Annotated in this window: 11 protein-coding genes and 1 pseudogene; 5 read left to right on the top strand and 7 right to left on the bottom strand. The window is 64.3% G+C overall.

The window, feature by feature from the left end:
• Positions 1–2 precede the first annotated feature (2 nt).
• From fhmpcd1 to KY465_RS13365, 6 genes are all read right to left on the bottom strand, one after another.
• Positions 3–935 carry a 5-formyl-3-hydroxy-2-methylpyridine 4-carboxylate 5-dehydrogenase gene (fhmpcd1, locus tag KY465_RS13390; protein ID WP_219202187.1) on the bottom strand — a complete coding sequence of 311 codons (933 nt, stop codon included), beginning with the start codon at positions 933–935 and terminating at the stop codon, positions 3–5.
• Positions 935–1,555 (bottom strand): glutathione S-transferase family protein, encoded by a 621-nt coding sequence (locus KY465_RS13385; protein WP_219202186.1) that lies wholly within the window; start codon positions 1,553–1,555, stop codon positions 935–937. Before KY465_RS13385 ends, fhmpcd1 begins: the two co-directional genes overlap by 1 nt.
• Before the next feature lie 24 nt (positions 1,556–1,579).
• On the bottom strand, positions 1,580–1,987 hold the full coding sequence (locus KY465_RS13380) for a RidA family protein (RefSeq protein ID WP_219202185.1): 408 nt from the start codon (positions 1,985–1,987) through the stop codon (positions 1,580–1,582).
• Between the two features lie 65 nt (positions 1,988–2,052).
• Entirely contained in the window at positions 2,053–3,180 is a 1,128-nt protein-coding gene (locus KY465_RS13375) for an LVIVD repeat-containing protein (protein WP_219202184.1), read from the bottom strand.
• 70 nt (positions 3,181–3,250) lie between these two features.
• The gene (locus KY465_RS13370) at positions 3,251–4,402 is read right to left on the bottom strand and encodes a cupin domain-containing protein (protein WP_219202183.1); all 1,152 of its coding nucleotides are present in this window, start codon (positions 4,400–4,402) and stop codon (positions 3,251–3,253) included.
• 278 nt (positions 4,403–4,680) lie between these two features.
• A complete protein-coding gene (locus tag KY465_RS13365; RefSeq protein ID WP_219202182.1) occupies positions 4,681–6,312 on the bottom strand; it encodes a GMC family oxidoreductase in 1,632 nt (543 codons plus the stop codon).
• Positions 6,313–6,516: 204 nt separating this feature from the next.
• On the opposite strand from KY465_RS13365, the gene KY465_RS13360 reads away from it, so the two are divergent.
• From KY465_RS13360 to KY465_RS13340, 5 genes and pseudogenes are all read left to right on the top strand, one after another.
• Positions 6,517–7,188, top strand: coding sequence for a FadR/GntR family transcriptional regulator (locus tag KY465_RS13360; protein WP_219202181.1), 672 nt, complete (start codon positions 6,517–6,519; stop codon positions 7,186–7,188).
• Positions 7,189–7,233: 45 nt separating this feature from the next.
• Entirely contained in the window at positions 7,234–8,769 is a 1,536-nt protein-coding gene (locus tag KY465_RS13355; RefSeq protein WP_219202180.1) for a GMC family oxidoreductase, read from the top strand.
• A 58-nt stretch (positions 8,770–8,827) separates the two neighbouring features.
• Complete coding sequence (locus KY465_RS13350; RefSeq protein ID WP_219202179.1) at positions 8,828–9,055, top strand: FAD-linked oxidase C-terminal domain-containing protein; 228 nt, start codon at positions 8,828–8,830, stop codon at positions 9,053–9,055.
• A gap of 53 nt (positions 9,056–9,108) precedes the next feature.
• Positions 9,109–10,594, top strand: a pseudogene (gene amaB, locus KY465_RS13345) (L-piperidine-6-carboxylate dehydrogenase).
• Between the two features lie 100 nt (positions 10,595–10,694).
• A complete protein-coding gene (locus tag KY465_RS13340; protein WP_219202178.1) occupies positions 10,695–12,005 on the top strand; it encodes an NAD(P)/FAD-dependent oxidoreductase in 1,311 nt (436 codons plus the stop codon).
• 23 nt (positions 12,006–12,028) lie between these two features.
• On the opposite strand, the gene KY465_RS13335 is transcribed toward KY465_RS13340, so the two are convergent.
• Complete coding sequence (locus KY465_RS13335) at positions 12,029–12,925, bottom strand: MBL fold metallo-hydrolase (protein ID WP_346432640.1); 897 nt, start codon at positions 12,923–12,925, stop codon at positions 12,029–12,031.
• Positions 12,926–12,927: the final 2 nt, after the last annotated feature.

The raw sequence follows: 12,927 nt of genomic DNA, 5'->3' as shown, positions 1-12,927 counted from the left end.
GATCAGTCCCGCCCCTCCAGAATCCGCCGCACCGCGATCAGCTTGCGGGCCCGCTCGGCCTGCAATTCGGCGCTCTGTTCCGGGGTGTAGGCATAAATGCCGCCACCCGACTTGATGCCGAGATTGCCGGCCTCGATTTTCTCCTTGATGAGCGGCGCCACATCCTCGCGGCGCGACAGATCGCTGTTCAGGAACGATGAGACCGAGCGATAGATATCAAGACCGGCCATATCGAGCAGCGCCATCGGCCCGACCACGGCGATCTTGTAGCCGATGCCCCACGACACGCAGGTGTCGATATCTTCCGGCTCGATGACCCCGCGCTCGACCAGATCGACCGCCTCGCGCAGCAAGGCATACAGCACCCGGTTCTCGACAAAGCCCGGCACATCCTTCTTGACCACCACCGGCAACAGCCCGAGTTCGCGGATGAGATCGCGGATCGTCGCGACCGTCTCCGGCGCCGTCTGTTCGCCGGCAATCACCTCGATCATCGGAATGATATGCGGCGGGTTCGACCAGTGCATCCCGACGAACCGGCCGGGATGGCTGACATGCGCCTGCAATTTGGTGATCGGGATGCCCGACGTGTCGGATGCGATGATGACATTCTCACCGACCAGAGGCACGATCTCACCATAGGTCGAAGCCTTGATGCTCTCGTCTTCGGGCACATTCTCGATCACCAGATCGGCGCCCTCGACGGCCTCGGCAAGCGTGGCCGCGAAGCTTATGCGCCCCTCGCCCTGCTCCGGCGCGCCGATCTCCAGCCGGTCAAGCGCACCGCGCGCGATCTCCAGCATGCCCTTGGCGCGTTCAACGGCCGCCGGCGCCGTATCATAGGCGGCGACGTTGAGGCCGCCGCGCGCCAGCCGCGCGACGATGCCGGGACCCATTGTCCCGAGACCGATTAGGGCGACGGAACGGATGGACATCAGGCCGCCTTGCCGGCGTCGGGCGACAGCGCCCGCTGGAACGCCGCCTCACTGTCGATCGCATTCATCCAGCGCTCGAGTTCGACAAGCTCAGGCCGGTCGATCTTGAAGCGGAGGCAGCGCTTGACGATCGGCGCCAGGCAGATATCGGCGATCGTCAGCTTGCCGAGCGCCAGGAAATCGCGCCCCTTCAGATGCCCATCGACAATCTTCAGCTGGTTGACCAGATCCTTGACCATTCCCTCATACTCCGGGGCCCGCTCCTCGGGGGCCAGCTTGCCGCCCTTGAACGCGGCCATGTAGCCCGGATTGATCGCGGCCAGCTGGAAATCCATCCAGCGCTCGACCTCGGTCTTTTCCGCCGCCGAAGCACCGGTCAGCTGCGGCCCGTCCTTGTCGGCAAGGTAGCGCAGAATGGTGTTTGATTCCCAGATCACCTTCTCGCCATCGACAAGGGTCGGAACCTTCGACGTCGGGTTCATCGCCTTGTATTCGGCGGTGGCGGTGTTCTCGAACTGCCGGCCGTAATCCTCACGGCTGTAGGAGGCTCCCGTCTGTTCGAGCATGAACAGCACTTTCTGAACGTTTCCCGAGGTCTGACGGCCTAGAAGCTTGTACATTCTGCGTTCTCCTGTTGTGCCCGCTCAAGCCTTGTCGGCAAGCGGTTTGTAGACAATGGCATCCATTTCGATCTTGGTATTGATGACGGCCCGGGCCTCGACGGTGGTGCGCGCCAGAACAGCATCGCCGATGCCCTGCAGGAAGGCACGGTTGTAGCGCCCGAAATCGCGCACATCCTGCAGATAGGTGGTGATCCGCACGACATCCGACAGCGTCGCCCCTTCATGCGCGATCACACGCTCGATGGTCTTCAGCGTCGCCAGCGTCTCTTCCTCGATCGTGCCGTCGATCATGTCGTTGTTTTCATCCTTGGGCACCTGGCCCGAGACGAAAATGTAATCGCCGGCGCGCACCGCCGGATGAAACGGCAGGTTCGGGTTCTTGTTGCCGATGGCATAATGCCGGTCCGACTTGGCTGCGTTGTCGCTCACATCCTGCTCCTTCAAACTTCACTCACACCCCGTTTCGCCCCAGGCCGGCCGGGAAAACCCTGACCCTAGAAAACCGAGGTCTCGATGATATCGACGCCGCGCACCCGGTCGATCAGATAGACGATGCCGCGATGATCGATGGTCACATCGTTGGACGAGGACCGCTCGGCACCGGCTGGCGGATCGGGCATGAAGTACCCGACCTCCGTCGGCGCGAAGGGATCGGCGATGTCGACCAGCCGCAGCCCCTGCGCGAACCAGGCAAACGGAATGATCGAGCCGGTAAAGCGCTCGGAGGGCTGGTGACAGCCCATCATTGGCGGTTGCGGCGCGCCATCGGGATCGAGCCCCGGCACCTGCCAGGTCGAGATCGGCAGCGGATTGGTCTCATCGGTGATGTCGTAGATCCAGGTGAAGGACGGTGCCGCCGGATACAGCTTGGCCACGTCCTCATCGGCCACCACCATGATGTTGCGGCCCTTCAGCTTCTGCGGAACCGGCAGGCAGGTATGCGTTGGATGCGGGAAGCTCGGGCTGGAATTGATATGCGCGATGGCGCGCGGCTTCGACATGTCGGAGATGTCGAGGATGAACAGGCCATGATGCCAGTAGCTGACATACAGCCGATCGCCCATGCGGATCGGATGATGGCACCGCGGCGTCACATATTCGCCCCAGGGATACTCTTCGCCGCCGCCGACCCACTGGCCGGGAATCCACCAGCGGCCGACCTCGACCGGGTTTGCCGGATCGATCAGATCGAGGATCATCACGAAATTGCCGACATAGCCGTCCTCGGTCGGCGAGATATAGGCATAGCGTCCGTCATAGTCATACCGGTGCACGCCCTTGCCGCTGGTGATCCACTTCGAGATCTGCTTCGGCTCCGCCGGATTGCTGGTGTCGTAGATCGCCAGCCCGCCGCCGAAATCCGCCGGCCCTTCATTGCCGAAGCGCTCGTGATTGATGATCATCACGCCGTCCTGGGCCCGCACCTTGTGCGAATGCCAGCCCGGCGGCACGTCGATTGTGGCGAGCTTCTTCGGATTGCGCGGATCGGAGATGTCGACCAGCGTCGTGCCGCTCGGCGGCCGCATGTGGCCGATATACAGAATGTCGCCATCGATCCAGACCTGCCCGCCGCCGGGACAATCGACATGGCCGATATGCTTGGTATTCAACGAGGATGCCACGGAATGAACGCCTTTGTACTCTTACGGAAAAAAGCCACCCCCCGCCGGTGCGGGAGATGGCGCAACAGTCTTACGCAAGGCGCAGCAGATCACCCGCCTGGTTGCGGCCCCAGCGCTTGTAGAGCAGCAGATGCTTCTGCGTCGGCGCATCGGTGGCCCCGAAGAAGATCACCGGCTCGCTCGACGAGGCGTTGACATGCTCGACCCAGCAACCGCCTGGCACCGCCAGCGTGTCGAACTGGTCCCAGTCATAGCGTTCGCCATCGATGATCGAATGCCCCTTGCCGCGGAACGGCGACAGCAGCAGGCTCGCCGTCTCGCGCTGCGGCAGGGTCTTCTCGCCGGGCCGCAGCATCTGCACATAGAAATTGATCGTCTGGAAAACCGGACCGCCGGTGGTCGGGTCGGCATAATCGACGACAAGGCCTTCGTGCGGATCGCCGTCCCAGTCCTTGTGCGCATCGAGCAGCGCTTCCATCTTCTCCCAGCGATAGACATACATCGGCGAAGACAGTCCGCCGCCGCGCTTGTGATCGACGAAGCGCGGCAGCATGCCGCCTTCGCCATAGACACTTTGCGAATAGTCGTCGGTGAAGCGGGCCGTCTGCACCTTCTTCTCGACTTCCTTGCCGTTCTCCATCTCGGTGTAGCGGTGATCGAAATGCACCGCGTGCAAGGTTTCCACCAGCGGCAGATCGAGGATCGAGAGATTGACCGCCTGCTCGCCGCCGACCGTGCCGTGATTGTGCCAGGCATCGTTCGGCGTCAGCACCATGTCGCCCGGCCCGAAGGTGACATCCTCGCCCTCGACGCCGGTGAAATTGCCCTCGCCGGTCAGCCCGAAGCGGATGGCGCTCGGCGAATGCTTGTGCGGCGGCATGATCTCGTCGGGATCGTTCAGGCGGTAGGCCGTATACATGGTCGAGACCGAGGCCCGCTTCGGCGCCAGGCCGGGATTGACCAGGATCAGCGAACGGCGCTCGCTGTCATCCATCGTCACCAATTGCGCGGCACGCTGCAGCAACGGCTCGATGTCGGTGTATTTCCAGACGAACGGCACCGCTTTCGGCGTCGCCATCAGCTGCTTGATCTCGTCGTGATCCACCCCTTCCGAGGTCGCCCAGAACGGGAACATGTTCTTGGCGTAAAGATCGTCGTACAGCCCTTTCAAGGCGGCCTTCTTGTTGCTGCTTCCGGTATCGCTCATCGTTGCAACCGACATATCAACCATCCTTTGCGGTCGAGATTTTGAATTAGAACCAGCTCAACCGTATCAAACTGGTTGAGACCCGCAACCATAAAATAGCCGGGGCTGGAAGAAATTTCCGACGCGCATCACAGCGCGTGGTCAACCAAGCTCAACCAAGCTATTTTTATCACAATTCTGTGGAAAAACAGATGTATAGACAGACGCGACGAATTTCACAGGCAGCATTGTTCATGCCTCTGGACCCGTCGTCTGCGGCTTTTCAACCAGATTAACGCTTGGTCAGGGCTGGCTCAGGCAGCCATCCGCTCCGCCCGGCGCGCGGCGCGGATGATATCGGCAGCCTTTTCGGCGATCATCAGCACCGCCGCATTGATGTTGCCGCTGACGAGATCGGGCATTACCGATGCATCGACGACCCGCAGACCCTCAAGGCCGTTGACCCGCAGTTGCGGATCAACCACCGCATCCGCATCGACGCCCATCCGGCACGTGCCGGCCGGGTGATGCACGGTGATCGAGGTGTTGCGGATATGCGCATCGATATCGGCTTCGCTCTGACAATCCGGCCCCGGCAGGAACTCGGCACCGACGAAAGGCTGCATCGCCGGCTGTGCCGCCAGGGTGCGCGCCACCTTGATCCCGGCGCGCAATGATTGCCAATCGCGGTCCGAAGACAGGAAGTTCTGATGGATTTTCGGTGCGGCGAGCGGATCGGAGGAGGTCAGCGCCACATGCCCGCGGCTTTCCGGCTGCGTCGCCACGATGCGGGTCGCGAACCCGTCCGCGAAAGGCTGCTTGAACGGCGGCAGATAAGGCCAGGCGGCAAGCGGTGCGGCGGTGAACAGCAATTGCACATCCGGCACCGGGCGATCGGCGTCGCTCTTCAGGAAGGCCACCACGCCGCCCGGAACATCGGCGGAAAATCCCTTGCCGGTCAGATAGGTCTTGAGAAAATCCAGGCCGATGCGGTCGGCCCGCATCATGTGATGAAAGGGACCATTCTCGCGGCGGCGGTACATCAGGATGACCGACACGTGATCCTGCAGGTTGGCGCCGACGCCGGGCGATGAAACAATTGTTTCAATACCGTGCTCGGCCAGTTGCGCGCTCTCGCCGATGCCCGACAGCATCAACAGTTGCGGCGTGTTGATGACACCGCCCGAGAGGATGACCTCGCAGCGCGCGCCGACATGGGTGATCTGCTCGCCGCGGCTGTATTCGAGTCCGGTGGCGCGGCCGTTTTCCATCACCACCCGGCGCGCCATCGCACCGGTCACCACCTTGAGGTTCTGCCGCTTCATCGCCGGCCGCAGATAGGCAGAAGCCGCCGAGGCCCGCCGCCCTTCGGAAATGGTCATCTGCAAGCGGCTGAAGCCTTCCTGTTCGGCCCCGTTATAGTCCTCGGTCTGCGGATATCCCGCCTGCCGGCTAGCCTCCGCGAAGGCATCGATCAGCGGATCTTCGTAGCGACAATGCTGCGTTCTCAGCGGCCCTTCGCCGCCGCGATAGGCATCGGCGCCGCCCTCCCAGCTCTCCGTCTTCTTGAAATAGCGCAGCACCGATTCGTACGACCAGTCGCGCAGCCCCGCGGCGGCCCACCGATCGTAATCCCGGCGGTTGCCACGCACATAGGCCATGGCATTGGTCGAGGAGCAGCCGCCGATCACCTTGCCGCGCGCGCATTCGACGCTGCGTCCGCCGACATTCGCTTCCGGCTCGCAGAAATACATCCAGTCATGCCGGCGCTCGGTCAGGATCTTGCCCCAGCCGAGCGGGATATGGATCATCGGATCGCGATCCCAGTCGCCCGCCTCGATCAACAACACCGAGATGTCGGCATCCTCGGTCAGGCGATTGGCAAGCACGCAGCCGGCCGAACCCGCCCCGACGATCACATAGTCGAATGTCTCGGAAAACGGCATGCACATCCCCGCGGTACGGCTGTCGGAACCATCCCGGACCGCCTGTTTCAACCAAAGTCAACCATGCGCTTGACGCGATTGTCAACCAAGAAAAAACCAGTTAGTGTGGTTGAGAATTGAATCATCCTTCGGCGACGCTATCTGTGCAGCGAACCGAACAGCGCGCCACCAGCGCCAACCAACCGCGACCAAGGAGACAGGGCTTTGACCAATTTCGATGAAGCTTCCACGAAGGGGTCAGTGGATGAAATTGTCGAGGCCGTGAGGCAGTTGCAACGCACCGACGGCACCTTGCCGTCCGAACGCGCATTGGCCGAGCGGCTGCAGGTCAAACGGCACCAGTTGCGCAAGGCGCTCGTGCATCTGCGCGAGACCGGCGATGTCGAGGTGCCGCGCCAGCGCGGCAGCGGCACCGGCCGCGCGCCGATGAACGAAGATCTCGTGCGCATTACCAATCCGCTGGAAATCCTTGAGCTGCGCATGCTGCTTGAACCGGGTTTCGCGCGCCTTGCCTCCCTGCGCGCCACGGCCCTGGAAATAAAGGCCATCAAGGCGGCCGCGGCAACGCCGGCGGACGCCAGTTCGGGCGAAGCCGATTTGAGTTTTCACCTGGCCGTGGTCAGCGCCGCCCGCAACCACCTGGCGCGCGAATTCTACAAGATGCTGCGTAATGTCGGGGTTGATACGCGGGTGCGCGTCGCCTCGTCCTCGCCGACCACCTGCCCGAAACGCATCGCCCAGCGCGACGCCGAGCATCGCCGCATCGCCAATGCCATAGCCAAGCGCGATCCCGACGCTGCCGAGGCCGCGATGCGCGAACATCTGCTCTCGGTCGAGCAGCAGATCAACGATCGGGCACGGGCCTTTGCCGCCTGAGCGCGGCAGGACCTCTCCGCACATGCTTTTCAGCGGTGAATTTGCGTGACGCGCCATTTCGACTGGCTGGTGCTTGGTGCCGGCTCCGCCGGTTCCGTGATCGCCCGCCGTCTGAGCGACGATCCTGGTCTTTCGGTAGGCCTCGTCGAGGCCGGAGGCTTTCCGGCAGATCCCGATATCGACGATCCCCTGCAGTGGCCGGCCTTGCCGGGCCGGGCGTTCGACTGGGCCTACAGAACCGAGCCGCAGCCGCACACCGCCGATCGCTGTCACGACTGGCCACGCGGCCGGCTTGTCGGCGGATCGAGCTGCATGCATGCCATGGCGCATGTGCGCGGCCACCCCGAAGATTTCGAGCCCTGGCGCCACGCCGGCGGCGACCGCTGGTCCTACGCCTCCCTGCTGCCCGCCTTTACGAGGAGCGAATCGTTCAGCGGCGGCGACACCAGCGGACGCGGCACCGACGGCCCGCTCGATGTCATCCTGCCAGATGACGCGGTCAGCCCTGTGGTGCGCGCCTACATGGCTGCCGGCAACGCGCTCGGCGCCCCCGAACTCGGCGATCACAACAGGGGGCGGCTCAATGGCACCGCGCCCAATTCGCTGACCCTCCGCAACGGCAGGCGTCTGAGCGTTGCCACCGCCTATCTCGACCCGCAGATCCTGGCGCGCGACAACCTCACGCTGCTCACCGAGCATCGTGTCGACCGGCTGCTGATCGAGGGGCCCAGGGCCACCGGCATCTTGGCCCGGCACACCGGCCAGCCGGTAACGCTTACCGCGGACCGCATCGTCATCTGCGCCGGCGCCATCGCCTCGCCAATGCTCTTGATGCGCTCGGGCATCGGCTCGGCCGATACGCTCAGGCAGATCGGCGTCGATTGCCGCTTCGACAGCCCGGAGGTGGGGCGCAATCTGCAGGATCACCTGCTCGTTCTCGGCAATGTCTATCGCGCCCGCCAATCGGTTCCACCCTCGCGCCTGCAGCACTCCGAATCGTTGATGTATCTCGACAGCTCCGATCTGAGCGCCCGCCACACGCAGCCGGATATCGTTTTGGCCTGCGTCGTGGCGCCGTCTGCCGCGCCGGGCTTTGAAACCCCGCCCTATGGTACCGCCTACACGCTGCTATGCGGCGTGACGCATCCCGCCAGCCGTGGTGTCGTCAAGCCAGGCAGCGCCGATCCGGACCAGCCGCCGCTCATCGATCCGCACTATCTGTCGACCGATCATGACCGCGCCACCTTCCGTACAGCCTTGCAGCTTGCCCGTCAGCTCGGCCATCACAAGGCACTCGAGGCGTGGCGCGACTGTGAAGTTCTGCCCGGAGCGGACATGCGTTCGGACGCCGAACTCGATGCCTTCATCGCCCGCACCGCCTCGACCCATCATCACCCGTGCGGCACCTGCCGCATGGGCCGCGATGAGACCGCCGTCGTCGACCCCGACTTGCGCATCAACGGCCTCGGCAACGCCTTCATCGTCGATGCGTCGATCATGCCGGCCATCCCCAGCGGCCCGATCAATGCCGCTGTTGTCGCCATCGCTGAGCACTGGGCGGCCGGTCTAAAAACGCCCTGAGCGCGACGCGGCAGCAAGAGCCGCGGCGGGCTTTATTCTTTCACGAGTGAATATCTAAATGCCGGATTGGGTTGTTTCGGCGGCCGTAGAACGCTACGCCGGAAGCTACAGCGCCGAACATGGCATCGGCCGCCGCAACCAGGCCTATTTTGACCGCTACACACCCGCCGCACTTCGCCGCATCGCCGCCGGATTGACAGGCACATTGACACAAGGTTCCTTCGCCGCGGTCCGCTTCCAGACAGAGCCCGGGCGCGATACACCAGGACAGCAACTGAATAAATGACGGAGCATTCCATGGCCCAATCACTCGATCTCAAGCACGAAACGGTTACCCTCATGCAGCGGCTCGGCGTTTCTGCCGATGTTCTGTCCGGCGGCGACATGCCGACCTACTCTCCGGTCAGCGGCGCCGAAGTGGCACGTCTCAAGACCTGCTCGGCAGAAGAGTGCAACGCGGCCATCGAGGCCGCGCACACCGCCTTTTCCGCCTGGCGGCTGGTTCCGCCACCGCGCCGCGGCGAGTTGATCCGCCTGCTTGGCGAGGAACTGCGCGCCGCCAAGGCCGACCTCGGACGGCTCGTTTCGATCGAGGCCGGCAAGGTCCCCCTCGGAAGGCGAAGGCGAGGTTCAGGAGATGATCGACATCTGCGATTTTGCCGTCGGTCTGTCGCGTCAGCTTTACGGTCTGACCATCGCCACCGAACGCCCCGGCCACCGCATGATGGAAACCTGGCACCCGCTCGGCGTCGTCGGTGTCATCACGGCGTTCAACTTTCCCGTCGCGGTCTGGTCCTGGAATACGGCGCTGGCGCTCGTCTGCGGCAATGCGGTCGTCTGGAAACCGTCGGAAAAGAGCCCGCTGACGGCGCTGGCCTGCCAGGCCGTGCTTGACCGCGCTCTGGCCCGCTTCGGCGATGCGCCGGACAACCTCTCGCAGGTCTTGATCGGGGACCGGGTTGTCGGCGAGGCGATCGTTGACCATCCGAAGGTGGCGCTGGTATCGGCAACCGGCTCGACCCGCATGGGCCGCGAGGTCGGACCCCGCCTGGCGCGCCGTTTCGCCCGCTCAATTCTGGAGCTTGGCGGCAACAATGGCGGCATTGTCGGACCCACCGCCGACGTCGATATGGCGCTGCGGGCCATTGCCTTCGGCGCCATGGGCACCGCCGGCCAGCGCTGCACCTCGATGCGCCGGCTGTTCGTGCACGAGAGCCTGTACGATGCGCTGGTGCCGCGCCTGAAAGCCGCCTATCAGAGCGTCTCCATCGGCAGCCCGCTGGAAACCGATGCCCTTGTCGGCCCGTTGGTCGACAAGGCGGCCTATGACAATATGCAGAAAGCACTCGAGGCGGCCCGCGCCGAGGGCGCTACGGTGACCGGCGGCGAACGCATCACCGATGCGGGCCCTGAGACGGCCTATTATGTCCGTCCGGCGCTCGTCGAAATGCCGCGCCAAACCGGGCCGGTGCTCGAGGAGACCTTCGCACCGATCCTGTATGTCATGAAATATGATGATTTCGACCAGGCGCTGGCCGATCACAATGCCGTCGCGGCTGGATTGTCTTCATCGATCTTCACCCGCGACATGCAGGAGGCGGAACGCTTTCTCTCCGCCGATGGCTCCGATTGCGGCATCGCCAATGTCAATATCGGCACGTCCGGTGCGGAAATCGGCGGCGCTTTCGGCGGTGAGAAGGAAACCGGCGGCGGACGCGAATCCGGCTCGGACGCGTGGAAGGGCTACATGCGCCGTGCCACCAACACGATCAATTATTCCCGCGATCTGCCGCTCGCACAGGGCGTCTCCTTCGACATCGGTTGATAACCAATGGCGCTGCACACAAGCCAACGGGAGACGGGCGCAACGCCCGCTCCCCACCTCGCCGAGCCGGCCTCGGCAGCCTGCCGGCGGCTGATCTGAGATGCCGGCCGTGGAGGAAGCAGCGCAGAACGCCGCACTCCATTCCAGCCTGTGGGCCCGGACGGCGCGCGAACAGTTCGATGCGCCGCCCCTGACGCGCAACCACGCGGTCGATCTGCTGGTGATCGGCGGCGGCTTTACCGGCACGGCCGCGGCGCTTGAAGCGGCAAGACGCGGCGCCTCGGTTTGCCTTCTGGAGGCCGAAACGGTCGGACATGGCGGTTCCGGCCGCAATGTCGGGCTGGTCAATGCCGGCCTGTGGCTCCCGCCCGATGCGGTGCTGAAAGCGCTCGGTGACAAGGAGGGCGGGCAGCTGGTCTCGGTTCTTGGGCAAGGGCCGCAGAAGGTGTTTTCCTTAATCGAGCGCGAAGCGATCGACTGCGAGCCCGTGCGCCGCGGCACGCTGCATCTCGCCCATGCGGCGAAGGGTCTTGCCGATCTCAGAAAGCGCCTTCGCCAGGGCAATCGACACGGCGCCCCGCTGTCGATCCTCGACCCGGCCGAAACCGCCCGCCGCACCGGATCCGGCGCCTTTCTCGGCGCCCTCTTCGACCCGCGCGCCGGCACTATTCAGCCGCTCGCCTATTGTCGCGGCCTGGCCCGCGCCGCCACAGCGCACGGCGCTCAGGTCCATGAACAGTCGCCGGTCACCGCGCTGACACGCAGCAATGACACCTGGTGTGTTGTGGCCAATGGATGCACGGTGCGCGCCGGACACGTTCTGATTGCCACCAACGCCTACCATTTCGGCTTCGAAGAACCCTGCAAGCCGGCCTATGTCGCATTCAACTACTGCCAGTTCGCCACCGTTCCGATCCCGCCCGACATGCGCCGCACCATCCTGCCCGGCGGTGAGGGCTGCTGGGATACGGCCATGGTGATGTCATCGATCCGCATCGACGGCGCCGGACGGTTGATCGTCGGCGGGGTCGGCAGCCTTGAAGTGCGCGGCGCCTCGGTCCACCACGCCTGGGCCCGGCGCAAGCTGCGCGCCCTTTATCCGGCCCTGGCCGATATTGCCTTCGAGCAGGCCTGGAGCGGCCGCATCGCCATGACATCCGATCATATTCCGAAGATCGTCGCCTGCGGGCACAATGCGCTGGCCTGTTTTGGTTATTCCGGGCGCGGCATCGCGCCGGGGACCCTGTTTGGCACACAGGCTGCGACGGCGCTGCTTGACGGCGACCCCGGGTGCCTGCCGCTCCGGCCTGTCGACAGCCACGTCGAGCGTTTCGCCGGCGCCCGTGCGGGCTATTACGAATTTGGCGCCAAGCTGATTCATGGCCTGTCGGCACGCCGCCGACCCGTCTGAGCGGTCTCCGGCGAAAGCCCGGTCTAGGCGTTACCGGACAGGGCGATCTCCAGACCATCGGTGCCGACCGTCAAGGGCCCGGCCCAGTGCTTGCGCACTTCCTCGACCCAGCTCTGGTTCGTGATCTCGGGATCATCGGCCGGCACCAGGTGGTTGAGAACGAGATGCCGCACCTGCGCACTGGCCGCAAGACGCCCGACATCGGCAGCCAGCGTATGACTGGCCATCAGATGGTCCCGCAGGCGCGCACCATTGCCGGTCCGCGCCACCAGTCGGTCGACGCCTGCCGGGTGCATCGCCTCATGCACCAGAATGTCGGCCTCACGCGCGAAATCGGCGAGCGGCGGGAAATAGGCCGTATCGGCGGAGAACACGATCGACCGGCCACCGAAGACGAATTTGAGCGCAAAACAATCGTCCACCGGCGGATGATCGACCCGCAAGGCCTCCACGCCGAGATCGCCCTCGCCGAGCACCGGCCCTTCGCCGCGCTCTTCGATCATCACCAAATCGCGCAGATCCGGTCGTCCCTCATCAATGATCCGCAACTCGATATCAAAGGTCATCGACTGGCAGAACCCATCCCAGACGGCGCGCGTCCCAGGCGGGCCGAACACGCGAACGCGCTGCGCCAGTCCCGCCGTCCAGGCCGTGTGCAACAGTGGCCCCAGTTCCAGGACGTGGTCGGAATGCAGATGCGTGATGAAGATCAGATCGATGCGCGGCAGCGCCACGCCCGCATCGACAAGGCCACGCGCCACGCCGAGCCCGCAATCAATGACGATCCGGCGCCCGCCGATCTCGAGCAGGCTGGCGGTCGGCGACGGGCCGCCGGGACGGATGGCCGGCCCGCCCTTGGTGCCGAGCAGCACAAGGCGGTCGCCCGAAATCCGCTGCGGCTGCGCTGCGGCTGCATTCACAG

Origin of the sequence: Neohoeflea coraliihabitans, from assembly GCF_019334345.1 — a bacterium.
GTDB classification, from domain to species: Bacteria; Pseudomonadota; Alphaproteobacteria; order Rhizobiales; family Rhizobiaceae; genus Pseudohoeflea; species Pseudohoeflea coraliihabitans.
This window is presented reverse-complemented; position numbering and strand designations above follow the sequence as displayed.

Excerpts from the sequence above, each read along its gene's own strand:
- fhmpcd1 (WP_219202187.1), bottom strand. The coding sequence starts at position 935 with ATGTCCATCCGTTCCGTCGCCCTAATCGGTCTCGGGACAATGGGTCCC.
- KY465_RS13385 (WP_219202186.1), bottom strand. The coding sequence starts at position 1,555 with ATGTACAAGCTTCTAGGCCGTCAGACCTCGGGAAACGTTCAGAAAGTG.
- KY465_RS13370 (WP_219202183.1), bottom strand. The coding sequence starts at position 4,402 with ATGTCGGTTGCAACGATGAGCGATACCGGAAGCAGCAACAAGAAGGCC.
- KY465_RS13365 (WP_219202182.1), bottom strand. The coding sequence starts at position 6,312 with ATGCCGTTTTCCGAGACATTCGACTATGTGATCGTCGGGGCGGGTTCG.
- KY465_RS13350 (WP_219202179.1), top strand. The coding sequence starts at position 8,828 with ATGCCGGATTGGGTTGTTTCGGCGGCCGTAGAACGCTACGCCGGAAGC.
- KY465_RS13340 (WP_219202178.1), top strand. The coding sequence starts at position 10,695 with ATGCCGGCCGTGGAGGAAGCAGCGCAGAACGCCGCACTCCATTCCAGC.